The 20,350-nt window shown below is 46.7% G+C and carries 20 protein-coding genes and 1 riboswitch; of the genes, 17 read left to right on the forward strand and 3 right to left on the reverse strand.

The window, feature by feature from the left end; genetic code table 11:
• Positions 1-123: 123 nt before the first annotated feature.
• A riboswitch (TPP riboswitch) is annotated at positions 124-236 on the reverse strand.
• A 161-nt stretch (positions 237-397) separates the two neighbouring features.
• Entirely contained in the window at positions 398-784 is a 387-nt protein-coding gene (locus PAHA3_RS24070; protein WP_062837207.1) for a VOC family protein, read from the reverse strand.
• Positions 785-1,009: 225 nt separating this feature from the next.
• On the opposite strand from PAHA3_RS24070, the gene PAHA3_RS24075 reads away from it, so the two are divergent.
• Positions 1,010-1,519 (forward strand): hypothetical protein, encoded by a 510-nt coding sequence (locus PAHA3_RS24075; protein WP_371327956.1) that lies wholly within the window; start codon positions 1,010-1,012, stop codon positions 1,517-1,519.
• A 434-nt stretch (positions 1,520-1,953) separates the two neighbouring features.
• Here the strand turns inward: PAHA3_RS24075 and PAHA3_RS24080 are convergent, their stop codons facing one another.
• Positions 1,954-3,189 carry an MFS transporter gene (locus PAHA3_RS24080; RefSeq protein ID WP_062837209.1) on the reverse strand — a complete coding sequence of 412 codons (1,236 nt, stop codon included), beginning with the start codon at positions 3,187-3,189 and terminating at the stop codon, positions 1,954-1,956.
• Positions 3,190-3,577: 388 nt separating this feature from the next.
• On the opposite strand from PAHA3_RS24080, the gene serS reads away from it, so the two are divergent.
• Positions 3,578-4,876: a serine--tRNA ligase gene (serS, locus tag PAHA3_RS24085; protein WP_062837210.1), complete on the forward strand. Its 1,299-nt coding sequence runs from the start codon at positions 3,578-3,580 to the stop codon at positions 4,874-4,876.
• Between the two features lie 229 nt (positions 4,877-5,105).
• Here serS and PAHA3_RS24090 read toward each other — a convergent pair whose 3' ends face one another.
• Positions 5,106-5,309 (reverse strand): hypothetical protein, encoded by a 204-nt coding sequence (locus tag PAHA3_RS24090; protein WP_062837211.1) that lies wholly within the window; start codon positions 5,307-5,309, stop codon positions 5,106-5,108.
• Positions 5,310-5,490: 181 nt separating this feature from the next.
• Between PAHA3_RS24090 and PAHA3_RS24095 the strand changes: the two genes are divergently transcribed.
• The 15 genes from PAHA3_RS24095 (at position 5,491) to PAHA3_RS24165 (ending at position 20,217) form a co-directional block, all read left to right on the forward strand.
• On the forward strand, positions 5,491-6,597 hold the full coding sequence (locus PAHA3_RS24095) for an Ig-like domain-containing protein (RefSeq protein ID WP_062837212.1): 1,107 nt from the start codon (positions 5,491-5,493) through the stop codon (positions 6,595-6,597).
• Between the two features lie 163 nt (positions 6,598-6,760).
• Entirely contained in the window at positions 6,761-7,312 is a 552-nt protein-coding gene (locus tag PAHA3_RS24100; RefSeq protein ID WP_062837213.1) for a GrpB family protein, read from the forward strand.
• A 4-nt stretch (positions 7,313-7,316) separates the two neighbouring features.
• Positions 7,317-7,724, forward strand: a complete 408-nt coding sequence (locus PAHA3_RS24105; protein ID WP_082762984.1) for a ribosomal maturation YjgA family protein — start codon at positions 7,317-7,319, stop codon at positions 7,722-7,724.
• 28 nt (positions 7,725-7,752) lie between these two features.
• Positions 7,753-8,310 (forward strand): GNAT family N-acetyltransferase, encoded by a 558-nt coding sequence (locus PAHA3_RS24110; RefSeq protein ID WP_062837215.1) that lies wholly within the window; start codon positions 7,753-7,755, stop codon positions 8,308-8,310.
• Between the two features lie 51 nt (positions 8,311-8,361).
• Complete coding sequence (locus tag PAHA3_RS24115) at positions 8,362-8,691, forward strand: DUF952 domain-containing protein (RefSeq protein ID WP_062837216.1); 330 nt, start codon at positions 8,362-8,364, stop codon at positions 8,689-8,691.
• 70 nt (positions 8,692-8,761) lie between these two features.
• On the forward strand, positions 8,762-9,352 hold the full coding sequence (locus tag PAHA3_RS24120; RefSeq protein ID WP_062837217.1) for a DUF1572 family protein: 591 nt from the start codon (positions 8,762-8,764) through the stop codon (positions 9,350-9,352).
• Positions 9,349-9,942, forward strand: a complete 594-nt coding sequence (locus tag PAHA3_RS24125; RefSeq protein ID WP_062837218.1) for a histidine phosphatase family protein — start codon at positions 9,349-9,351, stop codon at positions 9,940-9,942. Before PAHA3_RS24120 ends, PAHA3_RS24125 begins: the two co-directional genes overlap by 4 nt.
• Before the next feature lie 58 nt (positions 9,943-10,000).
• A complete protein-coding gene (gene pxpB / locus PAHA3_RS24130; RefSeq protein ID WP_062837219.1) occupies positions 10,001-10,717 on the forward strand; it encodes a 5-oxoprolinase subunit PxpB in 717 nt (238 codons plus the stop codon).
• Positions 10,714-11,748, forward strand: a complete 1,035-nt coding sequence (locus PAHA3_RS24135) for a biotin-dependent carboxyltransferase family protein (protein ID WP_062837220.1) — start codon at positions 10,714-10,716, stop codon at positions 11,746-11,748. Before pxpB ends, PAHA3_RS24135 begins: the two co-directional genes overlap by 4 nt.
• Entirely contained in the window at positions 11,745-12,518 is a 774-nt protein-coding gene (locus PAHA3_RS24140) for a LamB/YcsF family protein (protein WP_062837221.1), read from the forward strand. The genes PAHA3_RS24135 and PAHA3_RS24140 overlap by 4 nt, the downstream gene beginning before the upstream one ends.
• An 86-nt stretch (positions 12,519-12,604) precedes the next feature.
• Positions 12,605-13,063, forward strand: coding sequence for an NUDIX domain-containing protein (locus tag PAHA3_RS24145; protein WP_062837222.1), 459 nt, complete (start codon positions 12,605-12,607; stop codon positions 13,061-13,063).
• A gap of 465 nt (positions 13,064-13,528) precedes the next feature.
• Positions 13,529-13,945 (forward strand): pyridoxamine 5'-phosphate oxidase family protein, encoded by a 417-nt coding sequence (locus tag PAHA3_RS24150; RefSeq protein WP_062837223.1) that lies wholly within the window; start codon positions 13,529-13,531, stop codon positions 13,943-13,945.
• Positions 13,946-14,422: 477 nt separating this feature from the next.
• Positions 14,423-16,672, forward strand: coding sequence for a bifunctional 2',3'-cyclic-nucleotide 2'-phosphodiesterase/3'-nucleotidase (locus PAHA3_RS24155; RefSeq protein WP_062837224.1), 2,250 nt, complete (start codon positions 14,423-14,425; stop codon positions 16,670-16,672).
• Between the two features lie 215 nt (positions 16,673-16,887).
• A complete protein-coding gene (locus PAHA3_RS24160; RefSeq protein WP_062837225.1) occupies positions 16,888-17,925 on the forward strand; it encodes an EAL domain-containing protein in 1,038 nt (345 codons plus the stop codon).
• 222 nt (positions 17,926-18,147) lie between these two features.
• A complete protein-coding gene (locus PAHA3_RS24165; RefSeq protein WP_167350945.1) occupies positions 18,148-20,217 on the forward strand; it encodes a methyl-accepting chemotaxis protein in 2,070 nt (689 codons plus the stop codon).
• Positions 20,218-20,350 lie beyond the last annotated feature (133 nt).

The following is a 20,350-nucleotide window of genomic DNA, read 5'->3' on the forward strand; positions in this document are numbered from 1 at the left end:
AGATTTATACCAGTTGGATCTGGATGACTTATTTTTGTTTCGATAAATAAAACAAAAAAAGCGTCCCGTAATCCGGGACGCGTGCAGGCGTTAGAGAGGTGGCGTTCAGCCATAGGGCTGTGCCATTTCGATATACTCCGATTCCTACGCTGGCATGATCCAGATCAGGTCTAAGGGTTAGTATCTTGGTGGGATACACTCTCAGCCGGCCAATTCCGACTCCCCTGGGAAACTATGAAGTTACGGGCATTACTAGGTGTAATTATAGGCCAGCGGGTGGAACGTGTCCAGTCAGGAACTGGATAGAGTACGGTCCGAGTGGAGCATGCCATCCATCAAACGAATTACAGAGGTAATTATTGAACCGTCGTAACTGTCCACACTCCAGCTGAATTACTCAACGTTGGAAGAATTCGATCCATTCTTTCTCCGGACCATAGATGAAGAAATAACGGTAACCGTTAGGCAGTGTGATGATTTCTCCATCGATAAATTCGGCTTCGGTGGCTTGGATGCGTTTGTACTCAGAATCAAGATCATCCACGTGGATAGCAAAATGGTGCACCGTACCTTCGGAAGGCAGCTTGTCGCTGTACCCTTGAATTAACTCTATTTCCGTCTCATTGCTTCCATTGAAGCCGAGGAAGGCAAGCTGAATGACGCCGTTTGTATGTGTCACACGGTCTTTCAGTTCCAATCCAACAACCTCCGTATAGAAACGGAGTGTGGTACCCAGATCACGAACGGCAATGCCGACGTGGTCGATGCGCTTTTGAAAACTCATCGTAGTAATCCCCCTTATGATCCGTGAATGTATTTTTGACCAATATCTCCCTAGCATATTAAGGAGTATGATAGTTGTATAAAACCTAGCTGTCAAGTAGGGATTAGTGATATGTACACGTGTGAAATTGAGCTGGATAATCATCTATTTATTAAGTAGTTCACAAAATTTTCACTTATGTGGAGGGGTTCGTCATCTCTATAATTACGAAGGTAAACAGAGAGGATGAGAGAATTGCCAACAAGCAAGAAGGAACAAATTATTTTCGGATTAATGATGTGTACAGGGATGGTCGTGGTCATGATGTTCTTCAATCTATGGCACAGTGGGTTACTCGGTAAGATGTCCCCGCTTGAAATAATGCTTCAATTCATATTGTGTTTTGTCATCGCGTTTCTGGTGGAATCCTTCATTGTTGGCCCTGTGGCGAGAAAAATTGCATTCTCCTTGCCCTTCGACAAATCCAACAAGATTTTTGGTGTGCTCGCCATGTCATTTTTTATGGTGATTGGTATGGTTCTGATCATGTCCTTGTATGGGATGATTTCGGCTTATCTTGCGAATCAGTTAAGTGGGGGTTCCATATTCCATACGTACCTTCATACGATCGCTCGTAACTTCAGCCTGGCGCTCCCGTATCAATTGATTATTCTGGGACCACTCGTGCGATATGTATTCGGTAAATTCATCAAGGACAACGGGCCTGTATTGCCTGCCATCAACAAAAGTGTGTGATTCGGTTGGCCATAAGTATTTCCTGGGCAATCTTGTGCAAAAGAATAGATATTATTCTCACATTTAATGAAAGGTGATCAGAGAATAAAGATAGGACACTTTCCACCATGATTACAGCGCTAACGAATCGAAGACACCTTATTAGTCCAGTTTTTAGGGAATAAAAAATCTAACGAATCTCAGCTGCGTTATTATGTAAAAAACCTCCAACGAGACCTTGAATTTGAGATAATTATCTATAATAACGTCTCTAGGATTCGTTAGATTTCAAATATGCAGAAATGGAGGGGAATAGGGTGTGCTAGGTTCGTTACAACGGAACAACGCTACAAAAAAGATGTCTACCGTCAGGTCATGACAGTAGACATCTCGATTTTTATAATAGGTACTCTAATTCTGATTCTAATTCTTAGGACTGCATCAACACATAACTATTAAGATGCTGGATCGACCACATGTTTGTTCTGCCATTGATACGTGATCACACTAATGACAAGCAGGCCAACCGCAAAGATCGCAAGCATCCATGCAGACTGATTAACCGCCAGATGATCAAGACTCCACCCCGTCGTCAAAGGCAGAATGGCCCCGCCAACCCCGCCTGAGGCAATCAAAATGCTGGGTGTGGATTCTTCGGTTCCAGGCAGCAGTTTACTGGCGAAGACAAGGGCAATGGAGAAAATTCCTGACATCGCAAGTCCAAGCAGCAAGATGATGAGAAACGCAGACCAGATTTGGTTCGTAAATGGAAATACCATTAACAAAAGAACAGACGCGAGACAACTGTACAGGACATACACGCGGTATTGGAATTTCTCTGCGATATACCCGGCGAAGAGTCTTCCCACAGACATGGCAATCCAGAAACAGGTGACGCTAAGCGCTGCTCCGGCTTCCTTCATGTTCATTTTCTCAATCAGGATCGCTGGCATGAAGTTCGCAAGACTCATCTCCGTGCCAACGTAGAGGAAGAAGAACAGGACGAATAGTACTAGCAGAGTCAGGTTACGTCCGCGATAGGTTGGGCCGGATGAACTTGCAGGTGCGGTGTGCATCTCACCCGATGTTCCAGCAGAGTGCGTATGTACCGAAGCATGATTTGAACCTCGTCGATCTAGCATCTGGTCTAGCTCACCGAATGATCCTTTCGCCCAGAATATAAAGGTTAGTGCTGCACAGATCGCAACAACGAGAAAGGAAAGGCGCCAGTATCCGGCAGCAATCAGACCACTGGCAATGAGCGGCATGACCATCGCCCCGATTCCGAATAACACTTCCAGTCGACTCATGGCAACGGCCGTATTGTCTTTGACTGCAGCGATGATAATGGTGCCAATGACAGCTTCAACCATTCCGAATCCAAAGCCGGCAGCGGGTGCAATGACGAACATCCAGCCCCATGGTGGCAACAACATATAGGATAATTCTGCAATACAGAGCAACCCTGTGGCGATTAACAGACCTCCCCGTTTACCGAAACGTCTGTTCAGCCATGGGGATAACAATACACCACCTAGGAATCCGGCAAATTGAGCGAAGATCAGCGTTCCGCCTTGGCTATAATCTTTGCCGTAATGTTCAAGTGCAACGGGTAGAATGGAACCGAGTACAACGTGTGCCAGTCCAATCAGGAAATAGGACAGACATCCGATCCACAGTAATTTTTTCATAAAGAACTCCTTCTACTTATATACATATATTGAGAATCAGAATAAAGCGTAATCATGGAGACAAAGTCTATCATAACAGGACATGTCAAGTTGTGCCATGAATTCCTGATCGATACAGAAGGTTGCAATTTGGTCTGACGATCGTATATACTGAGACACAACAATTACAGATCGGACCATGCCGTTGAAGAGCATCCAACTCGGAGGCGTTTTCGCCAGGGGAGCGATATTTCCCCAAGTTAACCGGAACCGCCCGTTATCGCGGACCAAGAGGCTGGAAGCAGGATATCCTGATTCAGCAAGTTGGGTGGCACCGCGAGCAGAGCGCTCCTCGTCCCAAGGGATGAGGGCGCTCTTTGCATTTTTACAGCCAAAGGAGACGGTGACCATGTTAGAAATGAAGTGGATTCGGGCACATGAAGAAGAGGTTCAGGCCGCAGCAGACGGGAAAAAAATCAAGATTAACATTCGAACATTGCTGGAGCGGGATGAAGAACGCAGAGCACTTTTGCAGGAATCGGAAGAAGGACGCAGATTGCGCAATACGTTATCCGCGGACATTGGCAGACTCATGCAAGCCGGGAATCGGGAACAGGCCGAGGGTTTGCGGGCACAGGTGAAACAGCTCAATGAACAGTTGGAACACGTGGAAGCTAGGCTTGCCCCTGTGCAGGAGGAAGTAACCAAGTTGCAATGGCTGGTACCCAATATCGTATCCCCGGATACCCCGAAAGGCACGTCGGACGCGGATAATGTGGAGGTACGACGTGTGGGAGAGGTGCCGACATTCGAGTATAACACCAAAGATCACGTGGAACTGGGGGAATTGCACGATCTCATCGATATTCCGCGCGGGGTGAAGATTGGCGGGACGCGAAGCTATGTATTGAAAGGTGCTGGCTTGCTACTGCACCGTGCTGTACAGCAACTTGCGCTGGATCTGCTGCTGAAGCACGGGTTTACACCGATGGAAGTACCTCTGATGGTCAGGGAGGATGCGCTGGTGAACACCGGATTCTTCCCAACTGGTCGAGATCAGGTCTATGAACTTGAAGGGGAGAACAAGTGGCTCGTGGGAACTTCTGAAGTACCGCTGGTCTCGTATTATGCGGATGAGATTGTTGATGTTGCAGAGCCTGTGAAGCTGGCTGCGGTATCGACGTGTTTCCGCAGTGAGGTTGGCTCCGGCGGACGTGATGTACGTGGGTTGTACCGTGTGCACCAATTTGCCAAAGTCGAGCAGGTAATCCTCTGCGCCCCTGATGCGGAAGAATCCGAGCGCATGCTGCAAGAGATTACGGGACACGCGGAGGAATTGCTGCAATTACTGGAACTGCCGTATCGTGTTGTAGCTGTGTGTACTGGAGATATGTCGCAGAAAACGTACAAACAGTATGACATCGAGACATGGATGCCGAGCCGAGGTGCATATGGAGAAACCCATTCGTCGTCAAACCTGCATGATTTTCAGGCTCGCCGTTCGAACATTCGTTGCCTGGACGCCGAAGGCAAGTTGGCCTATTGTCACACCCTGAATAATACGGCGGTGGCATCGCCGCGTATCCTGATACCTTTGCTTGAGAATCATCAGCAGGAGGATGGAAGCATACGCATTCCGGTAGCCCTGCGGCCCTATATGGGCGGGGCCGAGAGCTTGATTTTGCCGGAACAGGATGAAATGAAGTAGAGAGGTTATGTGACTCTTTAGGAAGTAGAAAAGGGGATGTTCCACACGTCATGTTGCATGTGACGATGGACATCCCCTTTTAAACGGTAACACTATTTAACGAACCGATCTCCTACTATGTTGGGCTAAATTTAACTGGTCTGGTTAGTGCTTGGATCTAAGATATAGCTTACTGCCTTGATCACAAATTTCTTCTCTTATGTAAATAAATAAAATTATTTCTTACATGTTAATGCAACTTCCATTCACGCTCGTTAATGATTTCAATTTGTCCAGATTCAAGGGCTTTTTTGAAACGATTGCGGGCTGTTTTCATCAATAGAACCATCTCGTCTTCAGGACGAATCTTGGTGGATGTCGAAGTGACAATAGCTTTCATACGTTTACGGTTATTTTTAGGTGAAACCATATCAAGCAAATTCTTTTCGATCATACATATCCCACCCCCATCTTTTAGGTTTATTAAAACAGTATTACGCGACCTTCCCATATTATACAATGAAAATCATGAATTGTTCCAAGACTCTCACTTACGTTATTCAAGTTTATGCAATTCGTATCCGATATAATATAATAGAAGTAAAATATTGGATTATGGGAGTTGGGAATTAAAAATGAATAGAATCAAACTGGCGCTTCGAGGCACGCTTGCTCTAATTATGGCATTAATAATATTGGTCCCTTCGTTGGCCTTGGCGGCTACAGGTGATGTGACATCGATTGAAATAACCAATAGCAGTCCGCAGAAGATGAGTGTATCCGAAACAGCTGCGCTTCAGGTGATGGCAACGGTAGAAGGTTTTGATAACAAGCAGGATGTTACCGAAGGTGTGACATGGTCCACCAGTAATGCAGCGGTTGCGACGATGGTGAAAGGCAAAGTCAAGGCTGTGGCCGCGGGCGAAGCAACCATTTTTGCAGAGGTAGACGGGGCTAAAACCCAGTTGGTTGTGCAGGTGCAGGAGAAGATCAAAAGCATCAAAGCTTCACCGAACTCCTATAATTTTGTTAAAGGCAGTGAAAGCACCCTCCCGAAAGTAAGCATTACCCGTGCGAATGGTAAGGAAGAGGATGTGACGTCTGAGATTGTGTGGTCCGTATCCACTTCTTCGGCTGTGCTGGAAAACGGTAAAATCAAAGGCGTTACACCTGGCAGAGTATTGTTGCAAGGTAAATATGGAACAACGATCGTGAAAGTCCCCGTTGCTGTGACGGATGAGATTACCAAAGTCGAGGTTACCCCTGCCACAATGCAGCTGAACATCAAGAAGTCCAAGGCGTTGAAGGTAATCGGCACCTACGCGAATGGTAAAACCATTAACCTTTCAAAACAAGTGATATGGACCTCTTCCAATACAAATGTAGCAATCGTGAAAAATGGAGCAGTCAAGACACTGACAGAAGGACAAGCCACCTTGACAGGAACTTATCAAAATCAGACAATAAAGGCAGAGGTTACCGTTGTACCTTTACTCAAAAAGCTGATTACAGGCCAGAAAAATCTTGTCTTGTCCCCACAGGGAAGTACAACGCTGAGTGTGATGGCCCAGTATGATACAGGCAAAACAACTGTTGTGACCAACAGTGCGGTGTGGAGCAGCACGAAGCCGGGCGTAGCCACAGTAACGAATGGCAAGATCGTGGCTGTAGGCAAAGGTAAAACGTCCATCACGGCCAAATGGGGCAACAAAAAAGTGACGATTCCTGTTACGGTAAAATAAATATTTATATAATGAAGTGCTTTGCATCAATTTAAAGATAAAATCAATACATGACACGTTAAAATCATCAATATCATCAAGGTAACAGACAACCAAGGGGCGTAGACATACGCTCCTTTTTGGATATATAGAAATCTAACGAAATGAAGGAGGGAGCATGTTAATGACAGATTCAATGCAACCAGAGAACTGGCCTGCCTGGGCGACAGAGGCGGTAGAGATTGCTCCGGCGAACCCCAATTGGGGCGCGCAGGCTCAAGAAGAAATCCGGCAACTCAAACTTCTTCTACAGCAGTTTAACATCCATCAATTTGAACATATCGGAAGCACATCGATTCCCGGATTACCCGCCAAACCCATTATTGATCTGATGGCAGAGGTACAGTCATGGGATGACATGGATCTGATTGCCGATCAGCTGAATCCGTTGGGCTGGAACTACGTTCCGCCTGAACTGGATGGCAGGGAATATCGACGATTCTGGGTCAGGGTTAATGATGGCAAGAGAGCAGTACACCTTCATCTGATGTGCCCAGGAGAGGAACGTTGGGATCGTCAAATTCGGTTTCGGGATGTTCTGAGAAAACGGCCAGATCTGGTGGAAGCTTACGCCGTCCTGAAGACGAAACTTGCTGACGAGAATAAGGAAGACAGGGAATCGTATACCGCTGCCAAAACGCAATTTATTTTACAAGTGCTTGATGAAGGCGTGTGATGGATTGAAAAGCGTACTTATCAGAGTCAGGCTGATCTATTTCTTCGCAGTCATGATGACCATGGCGGCAGGACTCGCATCCAGACACTATGGTGATCGATTACCCAATTGGGTGTATGAACATTCCGGAGACGCATTGTGGGCGGGCATGATTTATTTTGGAGTACGCATGGTGTGGCCTCGTTCCAGCCTGGTATGGGCGATGTGTTTGAGCTGTATATTCAGCTGGATGATTGAGTTCTCACAGTTGATCCAGACGCCTTGGCTTATTGAGATACGCTCAACTGTATGGGGTGCTCTTATTCTGGGACATGGTTTTCTGGTGATCGATCTGATTCGATATACGGTCGGTATTCTGTGCATGGTTATAATAGATCGTTATTTCCTGAGAAATAAGATGGCTGGATCATGAACTCAAGTGAATCATGGAGGTGTGCTGAATGAATGTAGAAAAACTTTTTGCCGAATCGCCCGAATTCGAAACACAGCGGTTAAAGCTGAGGCGCCTTGCGATGGATGATCTCGATGAATATTATGCATTTGCCTCTGATCCGCGAGTGAGTCAGCAGAGCTTATGGAACTGCCATGAGACGATGGAGGATTCAATTCAATATATTCAGCGGGTACTGGATAATTATGAACGGAAAACGGTACATATCTGGGCTTTTATTTTAAAGGAAACAGGGACCTTGATCGGGAGGGGTGGCATCTTTCATATCAACGAACCCATGCAGAGTGCTGAACTGGGATACGCGATAGCCAGCAGTCAATGGGGTAAGGGTCTCGCTGCAGAAGCGATGCAACCCATCGTGGATTATTGCTTTCGGGAATTGGACTGCAATCGGTTGGAGGGGAAATGTAATGCAGGCAACATAGGCTCTGCACGCGTAATGGAGAAGCTGGGCATGTCGTACGAAGGTTTGCTACGCAAACAGTTGAAGATCAAAGGTGTATTTACAGATCAAAAAGTGTACTCCCGTATCCGGGATGATCTATAATACTTCCAATGACGCATAGGGTACATCGCAGAAATTGAAGGAGGCGGAACCATGATCTATAGTATTATTTCCCGTTCTTTGTGGGAGCAAGTGTCGAAGGGGACTGAGTATGCACCAGATAGCCTGGAGACAGACGGATTCATTCATTGTTCCACCAAGGAACAGATTCCATGGGTAGCCGGGCAATATTATGCAGGTCGTACAGATCTGGTATTGCTCAGTATTGATGAGAAAGCGTTAAAGCCGGAACTGGTGTATGAGGATCTCTACGAATTGAACGAACTATTTCCACATATCTATGGAGAGCTGAATCTGGATGCTGTTCGTAAAGTCATTCCATTTGAACCGAATGCAGACGGTACGTTCTCATTTCCTGAATAAAATAACATGTGACGTGTCTTTCTGAACGTAATCAGGCGACATCATACTTTTTCAAAAAGGCGGTTAGCGGATGGATATGAATCAGGTTTTTCTAGAGACAGCGGAGAAGCAATTTCTGTATTACAAGCAGCTCGGGGAAAAAGCTATGGCGCAACTAGATTCCGAGCAATTATTCCAATCCTGGAATGAAGACGCGAACAGCATTGCGGTTATCGTAAAACATCTATGGGGCAATATGCTGTCCCGTTGGACCGATGTACTGACAACAGATGGTGAGAAACCGTGGCGTGAACGGGACGCCGAGTTCGTGAATGATATTGCTTCCCGGGAAGAGTTACTCGTCAAATGGGAGGAAGGCTGGAATTGTCTACTTGAAGCCATTCGTTCGTTTACCCCGGAACAGTTGTCTCACATCATATACATTCGCAATGAAGGACACACCGTCATGGAGGCAATTATTCGGCAATTGGCGCATTATCCCTATCATGTAGGGCAGATTGTATTTGCTGCGAAAATGCTTAAAGAAACAGCTTGGGACAGTCTCTCGATTCCGAGAAACGGTTCAGATCAATATAATGGCGGCAAATTTGCCAAGCCAAAGGCACGAAAACATTTTACAGAAGACGAACTTCATATAGAAAAAGGTGAGGAACAACAATGACTCAAATTGCATTGATTCGCCATGGAAGCACAGCGTGGAATAAGGAAAAACGTTCGCAGGGACAGACGGATAACCCGCTGGATCAGGAGGGCAGGGAACAGGCAGTATTACTTGCCGCTAGACTCGCCGAGGAATCCTGGGATGCTATCTATGCAAGTGACTTGGAACGTGCAAGTGAGACAGCCCGCATCATTGGTGACCGCTTGGGCATTCAGGAGATTCATCTGGACTCTAGGCTTCGCGAGATGGGCGGAGGACAGGTCGAAGGAACGACGGAAGAGGAACGGTTAGCCAAGTGGGGAGCGGACTGGAGTACTCTGGATCTGGGACGGGAGCTTGCGGATGCAGGGACTGTTCGAGGCAGTGCGGTGCTTGAGGATATTGTACAGCAGCACCCCGATGGAAAAGTGATCGTTGTCAGTCACGGAGCCGTCCTGCGGAATACACTGCGAGGTCTGGTGCCTGAGCTTGATATCAGCGTGAAGCTGTCCAACACATCCATTACCCGGATCGCCAAGAAAGAGAATGTCTGGCAATGCGAATTGTACAATTGCAGCGTGCATTTGGATTCGTCCAGGGAGTCTCAATAGATGGATGCCCTGACGTTAGAACGCTAGCAAACTTAGTGGACAAAGGGGGAGGTGGCACATGAGCGAATTGTCGTATTCATGGACGGAGGAGATTCTATCTCCATTGGGTGAGACATCTGTTATCATCCATTGCGGGGATCATTTGTCTGACGCGGTGCAGCGCAGAGTGATGTCTGTATGTGCTTTGCTGGAAAAAAGCACTTTGCCAGCCATGATCGAATGGGTGCCTTCATATACGTCCGTTACAGTATTTTATGATCCGTTCATCTCCCCGTACACCGAGTTCTGCCGGATTCTGCTTCAGCAGTTGAATCAAATGAAGGAATCCGTGCAAGACAAGCCCAGAACAGTCACGATTCCCGTAAGTTACGGTGGAGAATGGGGCCCTGATCTGGACTATGTTGCGAATGAACATGGACTGACCGCAGAGGACGTTATTGCAATTCATACATCCGGGGACTATCTCGTGCACATGATTGGATTCGCACCAGGTTTTCCGTATCTCGGCGGGTTGTCCGAACGGATTGCTACGCCTAGACGGGCAACGCCAAGGCTACGGGTTGAGGCGGGTACAGTAGGTATTGGTGGCAAACAGACGGGAATCTATCCGGTGGACACACCCGGAGGATGGCAATGTATTGGACGAACGCCACTCCGGTTGTTTCGGCCGGAAGAGAACGTACCGAGTTTGCTGGCAGCAGGTGATCGGGTTCGATTTGAACAGATTACGATGCAGGACTATCTGGCGTTGCAGCGGAAGGAGGGCGAACGATGAGTATGGAAGTGATTCGCCCTGGTCTGTTATCTACCGTTCAGGATGAAGGCAGAACCGGTTATCGCCGGTATGGTATTCATCCTGGTGGGGTCATGGACACCTTTGCAGCGAGAGCAGCGAATATGCTTGTTGGTAACTCTCGTCATGCGGCAGTGCTGGAGATGACGATGACGGGGCCGGAGCTTCGATTTCAGGAGAGCCAGCTTATCTCACTATGTGGAGCTGATTTGACGGCAACCGTGGATCATCTGCATGTACCTTTGTGGCGTCCTGTGCTGGTACGGGCTGGAAGTGTACTGAAGTTTGGCCCATGTCGTCATGGCTTGCGCGGTTATCTGGCGTTTGCGGGTGGAATAGCTGTGCCTGAAGTGATGGGCAGTCGAAGTACAGACCTCAAGACAGGTCTTGGCGGTTTGGAAGGAAGAGCCCTGCGTGTGGCAGATCTGTTATCTACGGGTGAACCTTCTGACGAAGCGCAAGGTTGGATGCAGCGTATGGAAAAGCACGCAGAGAAGAGTGATCCGGGACGCCGAATATTGGCGCCTGCATGGTTCTTGTCTGAGCGTGAAAGACCTGAATATTACGGTCAACCTGTTATTCGTGTGATGGAGAGCAAGGATAGTTCGCTGTTCAGCGAGGCAAGTTTGGGGAAATTCTATGCGGAAAAGTACGTGATCTCTTCGCAATCGGATCGGATGGGCTATCGCTTACAGGGCTCCAGACTGGAGCTGGATCAGCCGCTGGATCGGTTGTCTGAAGCCGTTACCTATGGCACGTTGCAAGTGCCTCCGGATGGGCAGCCGATCATCTTGATGGCAGACCATCAGACGATTGGAGGTTATCCTGTCATTGCACAGGTAGCTCGGGTGGATATGCCAATCCTTGCTCAAGCTAGGCCAGGAACCCGAATTGCTTTTAAACAGATTACGCATGATCAGGCCCGTCAGTTGTACATGGAACAGGAACGCAACATACAGCTCATAGATAAACTGATTCGCAGAAGAATGGAAGAAATGGAGGGCGTTCAATGAATACCTCAAAAACCTTGGATATCAATTGTGATCTGGGCGAAAGTTATGGTATATATCGCACTTTATCGGACGAAGCCGTTCTGCCCTTCATTACGTCTGCCAATATAGCATGCGGATTTCATGCAGGGGACCCGGCTACGATGCGACTGACGGTGGAGGGCGCATTGGAGCATCAGGTGGCCATTGGAGCCCACCCTGGGTTGCCGGATCTGCAGGGGTTTGGCAGAAGACGTATGGACATTACCCCACGGGAAGCATATGACATGGTGGTGTATCAGATTGGTGCGCTGGAAGCCTTTGTCCGGGCAAGTGGGGGGCGAATGCATCACGTGAAACCGCACGGTGCTTTATACAATATGGCTGCAGAAGATACAAAGCTTGCTGAAGCCATCGTGGAGGCGATCTATCAAGTACAGCCTGATCTGTATTTGTATGGTTTGGCAGGAAGTGAGCTGATTCACGCTGCGGATCGCATCGGTATGCGCAGTGTGAGCGAGGTATTTGCGGATCGAACGTATGGGGCGGATGGGAAGCTAACCCCTCGCAGCCAAGCCGGAGCCGTTATTGAGGAGTCGGGACAAGCGATTGCGCAAGTGCTCCAGATGGTGAAAGACGGCGTGGTTGTATCCATGGATGGTACGCCAGTTCCCATTAAGGCTGAGACGGTCTGTATCCACGGTGACGGAGCGAATGCGTTGACATTTGCGCAAGAGATTCGTCGCGTATTGGAATCGGAAGGTATTAAGCTCTCTGCGCATACAACGGGATGATATGCCTGTTCAGCAGAACAACAGTGTTATCAAGTTGAACGGATTGAACATTGAAACTTCGGAATGACAAGGAGTGAATGAACAGAATGAAACCCATACGCAACTCAGCGAAGGCCGTCATTGTGCAGGATGCACGATTGCTGGTCATCCGATTGGAAGACCAATATGGCACCGCTTATGTGTTCCCAGGTGGAGGACAGGAGAAGGGTGAAGAACTCAAGGATGCGGTCGCACGCGAATGTCTGGAGGAGATTGGTCAGGCCGTGAACGTGGGAGAGCTGTTACATATCCGGGAGTATATCGGGAAAAATCATGAATTCGCCGAATGGGATGCAGATATCCACCAGGTTGAATTTTATTTTGCGTGCAGCCTGATCGATCCGGAGGCAACCGTTTTTGAAGGCTCCAATCCAGACGATCATCAGGTCGCCGTGGAATGGATTGCCCTTGAAGATCTGTCCCAGATTCGTTTATATCCAAAAACCATTGGCGAATTGCTGCTTAAATCAGACTCTTCCTCCATCTATCTTGGAGATTTGAATTAATTCAGCGATGAGTAAATTTCGCACTAATCCCTTGCACTAATCCCTTTATGTAAACATTTTTATGAAGAAATTTTCCAATTTTGTCACGTTAGCGTATCGGTTCATGGATTCACCATAGGTGAGGTGGGTACACTATAAGTACAGGCTTATTACAAAAGCATTTGCATTAAGCTGTCTATAGTAATACGAGAATAATGAGCTGTCATTAAACACAAAGAGATAGTAACAACTACACTTCTCTTGTACTTTTTATTATTCACCCTTAATTGGAAGAACGGTAGACGTAGTGGAGGGGATGGAATCGATTTTGAGGAAGCGAAGCGTTCGCCTTTATCACCGGATTTTCCCTTTGAGAAAAGGGAATCAAAAAAATCTGGGGATAACAGCGATCCGAAGAACGATCCGTACCCGCAACGGCCTACATAGTCCTTCCAACATTCCCCCAAACCGAAAGGAGCACTTCCCATGAACCAGACTGAATTGGAACAAAACATTGTAAAAGCATTGGAAAATAACCCTTTTTGCAGCTTCTCCACTGTGGAGGATGGTAAACCGAAATCCCGCTATATGGCGCTTTTCAACGATGGACTGAACATTCATCTGGCAACGAACCGCCGTACACACAAAGTAGAGGAACTGGAGAATAATCCGAATGTTAGCCTACTACTTGGTTATGAGGCTGGTGGCTCCAAGGAAGTGGTTGAGATCGAAGGAACTTGTGAAGTGACGAAGAACGAAGGTTTGCGAGAACAAGTGTGGAACGACGAACTGAAGGCCTGGTTCGATGGACCTAACGATCCGAACTATGTCATTCTGGACATCACACCGGCTCGTATTGAGTATACGGGCAAAGACCATGAACACCACGTGTGGGAACAATAAGTCCAATATGAAAATAACCTCTGCGAATTAGCATCCTTATGCGGAAAACCGTGCAGAGTTCAATTCAACCGTGAAAGCCATCTAGGCTTCACGGTTTTTGTTATGAATGAAGAACACTGAACTGGATATAGTTGTAAGGTTTATGTAATATACGTATTTTGAAACAAACAAGCACTAAATACCTACTAAAATGTTGAAAAAAATGTCGAAATCACGCATGATAATGTAAACTCGGCCTGGTATGTGCGGGTAATGTAAAAAATAATGCTTTTCAATGGCTGAACATTGCGTTATGATTTGGAATGTAAACGACAAGCACAGACATAAATAGATGTTCATGTGAGATAAACTTACCTGAAATTCCGATGCATGCCATCAGAGCGTCAGTACGCACAACCCATGAAATCTATCTTTTTTCTGCGCTCTTCGTTTGCCCAATAATGCATGATTCAATGTACATAACCGGGAGGGGTTATTTTGAAAACGAGTAAAAAAGTATTATCGAGCCTGACTGCCGCTTTGGTTGCATTAAACGTGCTTGCGGTATTTCCGGTACCTGTGTCGGCTGCGGATGCTGCCAAAGTGAAACTGCGGATCATGGAAACCACAGATATTCATACCAATCTGGTTAACTATGATTATTATTCCGACAAAGAGACAGACCAATATGGACTCGCCAAAACAGCAACACTGATTAAGAAAGCCCGTGACGAAGCGAAAAACAGCCTGCTGTTTGATAACGGGGATCTGATTCAGGGAAATCCGCTGGGAGACTACGCTGCCAAAATTGATCCACTGAAAAAGGGTGAGACTCACCCTGTATATAAAGCGATGAATCTGCTCGATTATGATGCAGGGAACATTGGTAACCATGAGTTCAACTATGGTCTGGATTTCCTGGACATGACGCTGGAGGGAGCAAACTTCCCTTACATTAATGCCAATGTCTATGTAGACGATGGTGATGATGATGAGACAAATGACAAAAATTATTTCACACCGTATGAGATTTTGGATAAGAAAGTGACGGACGAAACGGGTAAGGAACACACGATCAAAGTGGGTGTAATCGGATTCGTGCCACCACAAATCATGCAGTGGGACAGCGCTAACCTTGAAGGCAAAGTAATCGCCAAAGATATTATCGCTACTGCGAAAAAATTTATTCCTGAGATGAAAGCAAAAGGTGCCGACATTATTGTAGCTATTCCTCACTCCGGATTTGAGGAAATTCCTCAAACGGATCTGATGGAAAACTCCGTATTGTATCTGAGCCAAGTTGAAGGCATTAATGCCATTTTGTTTGGACATGCCCACAAAGTATTCCCAAGTGCTGATTTTGCCGGCAAAAAAGGGGTAGACCTGGAGAAGGGCACCATTAATGGCGTTCCTGCTGTAGAGCCAGGATTCTGGGGGGATCACCTGGGGATTATTGATCTGGATCTAGAACAAGTGGACGGCAAATGGAAAGTGGTGGATTCCAAAACGGAAGCACGCCCAATCTATGACACAGCCAACAAAAAACCATTGGTAGAAGCGGATCAGGACATCATTGATGCGGTTCACGAAGAGCATGAAGGCACATTGGAGTATGTTCGTGGTCCGGTGGGCGAAACGACTGCACCAATCAACAGCTTCTTCGCTCTGGTTCAGGATGATCCATCCATTCAAATCGTAACGAATGCACAGAAATGGTATGTTGAAAAACATATGCAAGGTACGGAATATGAGAAAATTCCTGTATTGTCCGCAGGTGCTCCATTCAAAGCCGGTGGACGTTCAGGGGCTTCGTATTACACGAATATTCCTACTGGCACCATTGCCATCAAAAACGTTGCTGACTTGTACGTGTATCCAAATACGGTGCATGCTGTAATGGTTAACGGCGCAGAACTGAAAGAATGGCTGGAATGGTCTGCAGGCCAATTCAACCAGATCGACCCGGCCAAAGGTGGACAACAACAACTGATCAACAATGACTTCCCGACGTACAACTTCGACGTTATTGATGGCGTAACGTATCAGATTGATGTAACCCAACCAGCCAAATACGATAGCAAAGCTACGATCGTTAATGCATCTGCAAGCCGGATCAAAGATCTGAGCTTTAACGGTAAACCGATTGACCCAGCACAAAAATTCATTGTAGCGACGAATAACTACCGTGCTTCTTCATCCAAACTGGCTAACCCGGACGGCAAACGAATCGTTCTGGCTGCACCAGATGAGAACCGTCAAGTGATCATCGACTACATCCGTGAGAATAAAACGATTAATCCAGCAGCGGACGGCAACTGGTCCCTGGCACCAATCAAACCATCTGCTGGTGTAACTGCAGCAGCGCTGAATGATCTTGAAGTGGTATTTGCTTCTTCCCCAGATGCGAAAGATCTGGTTGAAGCGAATCCGGCAATGTCATTCATTGGTACGAACAAAGAAGGTTTTGCAGAGTATGGCTTGAAACTGACAGGTGAAGCAACGACAACACCTGAAACAGGTGTGGAGCCAGCTCCGACGCCTAAACCAACTCCAACGCCGACACCTAAGCCACAACCTGAGAAGCCGGCAACCAACAACAAAGTTGTATATGTGGTGAAAAAAGGGGATAACCTGTACCGCATTGGTTTGAAATATGGTGTGGACTGGCGCAAGCTTGCGACAGCTAACAAAATCTCAAATGTGCATAACCTGAAAGTTGGACAGAAAATCGTGATTCCCGCTTCATAAGTTTAATAAGCGGTGAGGAGGAGACCGACAGTCATCAGACTGTCGGTCTTTTTTTCTGCAATTTTGAATATATTTGTTTCAATAACCGTCATATAGGAAGTCATCAAAACAGTAGAGATTAATTTCAAGACCCATGATATAATATTTACAAACTTTGGGTATATACAAGTGAACATTAATGGACATGGAATCATAAATTGGCAAGGGGGTCCTACATGAATTGCAGTGGCTGCAGTCCAATCTATCCTATAGAGGGTCAAGGTACCTTATACCTGCGTCCCATTTCCCCCGCTTTGCTGGAAGCGCTGCAAACGCCGGGAAGACATATCGAGACGTCGGATGATATGATGTGGATGCATTTTACGAATCTTGAGGCGGTTCAGAGCTTAATAGAAGAAATCGGCGAAATTGATCCCACTTTACGTGATTCCCTAACCGTTCAGATTACACCTTTATATGAACAGGCTAATGAAGAAGACTGGATCAGTCTATACATGCAGGAGTCCCGTTTCAAGCATGCGGAACTCGTTTCCATTATTTTGGAGCATCAATTCAGCAGTCATATGCAGCCCATCGTTGATGCATCGGAGCAGATAATCGGATATGAGTTTTTGCTTCGTCCTGCTGAGAATGGAAAACCCTTCAGTTCCTATGAATTATTTGAAGTTGCGCGCGAGACCGGATTACACTCTTTTCTGGATCGAACGGCGCGTATTATCGCCATTGAGACCAGCGCCCTTTTTCTGCCGCATGGTGTCAAACGCTTCGTGAATTTCCTGCCTTCCTCCATATATAATCCCGAATATTGTCTGACACATACGTTTGATGCGATTGAACGTCTTGCGCTTGATCCTAAAGATTTTGTGTTTGAAGTCGTGGAAACAGAGCAGATTCAGCATATGTCCATCTTGCAGCACATCTTTGAGGTGTATCGTTCACGCGGAATGTCGGTTGCGTTGGATGATGTGGGTGCCGGATATTCGACAATAGAGTTGATGAATCGGTTAGAACCGGATTTTGTCAAAATAGATCGAAGTCTTATTGATCGTTGTGATCAGGATTCGACCAAACAAGAGAAGATTCTTGATATTGTTGAGATGTCGAGTCGATTTGGGGGTCAAGTACTTGCCGAGGGGATCGAACGAATGGAGGAGTTTGAATTCTGTCGTTCCATCGGGATTGAGCTTGCCCAAGGTTACTTTTTTGGTAAACCCGCGGCACATCCTCTAGACGGTCCATGTTCCAACACTTGACCTAAATTCATGAAAAATTTAGTACCTCGTACTTTGTACAAGTCACTTCTGCTCAGAGGTGGCTTGTTTGGCGTACCTACACATTTTTCTCTCAAATAAATACCCTCATTCAGCCGATATATAAGATAAGCCTTGTAGATTGATCCATACATACAAAGAAAGAGGGCATTTTTAAATTAAGAGGGGGAGAAAGAAATGAGTGGAGATCCGAATAATAAACCAATGAAAGCAACAAAACCCGCTAAGCCAAAACAAAATAAAAATAAAAAGAAGAATAAAAAGAAAGGTTTTGTCTGGAATATAAGGAACAAATTATTAGTCTCCTTCCTGGCAGTTCTGCTTCTGCCAAGTCTGGCGGTCGGCTTGATCACACTTAACATGGCTGAAAACGGCGTACAAGGACAATTGGTGGATAGTGCCCTGCAAAGTGTGAGCACTGCCAATACCATTGTAGAAAGCCAAGTGAATTACAAGATTCATGACATTAATTATTTCGCGGATTCTCTTGATCCGAACCTGATTAAAGGGGAGAACGATAGTACTGAGCTTCAGGTGAAGCTGGAGCAATATCTGGGCTTGCATCCCGATGCCTTAAATATTTTTGTGGGAACGACAGAGGGGGTCATGGTTCGAGGTAAACCAACAGCGAGCAGCACGCGGGGAGATGCTTATGATCCACGGGAGCGGGAGTGGTACAAGCTTGCGATAGAGAAGCCGGGTACGACTGTGGTGTCACCTGTATCCATCAATACGGATGGCGTTGCCGTTGTGTTTATTTCCAAAACATTAAAGGATCAATCCGGTGTAATCGGTTTGTCTCTGGACCTGACAGACCTGCAAGAACAGGCATCCATTAAGGTGGGCAAAGAGGGCTACGTCATCATTATGGATGCGAACAAAAATTATGTCGTTTCTCCAGTAGTTGATGCAGGTACACAGGAAACGAGCGGTTTGCTGGATGAAATGTATGAGAGTCAAGAAGGTCAATTCGATTACGTATTCAACGATCAGCCGAAAATGATGATCTTTGCGACAAATGAAGCAACGGGCTGGAAAATTGCCGGCACGATGTTCAAGAGTGAAATAACCAATGCGAGCAAGGACATTCGCATGATTACATTTATAGTGATTCTTGCGGCCACGTTCCTTACGCTCATCTTTATTATCTGGTTTACACGCTCCATGCTGCGTCCGATCAAACGACTGCAGGAATCTGCGAGAGCTGTAAGTAAAGGTGACCTGACTGTGAAAATGGAAACAGGGCGTAAAGATGAAGTCGGTGATCTGGCGAAGTATTTCGAGCGTATGGTGGATAATCTGCGAATGATGATTCTGGGTGTACAGGAGACGACAGAGCAGGTATCCGCTTCTTCTCAAGAATTGTCTGCCAGTGCAGAACAAACCACCAAAGCAATTGAACATTCAACACTAGCCATTCAAGAACTGGCTGAAGGTGCAGAGCAACAAGTGAACAGTGTGAAAGACGGATCTGGACAGATGAGCCGAATGGCAGAAGATGTTCGAATGATGTCGGAGCGTGTGCAATCGATCACGGCAAATATGCGGAATACATCTGGTGCGGCTTCTTCGGGTAATGAGGCAGCAGGACAAGCGGTAGAGCAGATGAACAGCATCCAGGAAACGGTGGAGCAGCTGGGAACGGTAGTTCAGTCACTGAATGCCCGTTCGGTAGAGATTGGCAGCATGGTTGATGTCATTGCTTCCATCTCCAAACAAACGAACTTGCTCGCATTGAATGCTTCCATTGAAGCGGCAAGAGCGGGTGATGCGGGTCGTGGGTTTGCCGTCGTAGCGGGAGAAGTACGTAAACTGGCAGAGGAATCCGGTAGCTCGGCAGCGCAGATCGGTGAGGTGGTTCACAATATCCGTCAGGATATGGATGCCGCTCTAATCGCCATGAATGCCGCCCAGACTCGGGTGGGAGAAGGAATTCAGGCCGTGAATACGTCCGGACAATCGTTTGCCCAGATTCGGGAGGCGGTGGAAGATGCCGTTCATACATTGGATGACTTGTCCGAAACAACAAAGCAACTAGAGAATGGTGCATCCCACGTTGCCAAGGCGATGAGCGATATTTCGAATGTGACCCAGGAATCGGCTGCAAATACAGAATCCGTGTCTGCATCTTCGCAAGAGCAATTGGCGTCGGTAGAGGAGATTGCATCATCCTCGGCACATCTGAATAGCATGGCAGAACAATTACAAGGACTGCTCGGCATGTTCAAGATGGTGGAGGATACACCGAAGGATAAGGGTAACGATAAATCCTAACGTTGGGACAGCGAAACCTACTATATAGATATATAAGAAAATAAAGATAGACATTGCTCCTGCGGCCCTGTATAAATATATCGTCTGGTTCTTCCGTGCATCGTGCGGTGTAATCTTACAATATAATGATGGA

Source organism: Paenibacillus amylolyticus (assembly GCF_001570725.1).
Lineage (GTDB): Bacteria > Bacillota > Bacilli > Paenibacillales > Paenibacillaceae > Paenibacillus > Paenibacillus amylolyticus_A.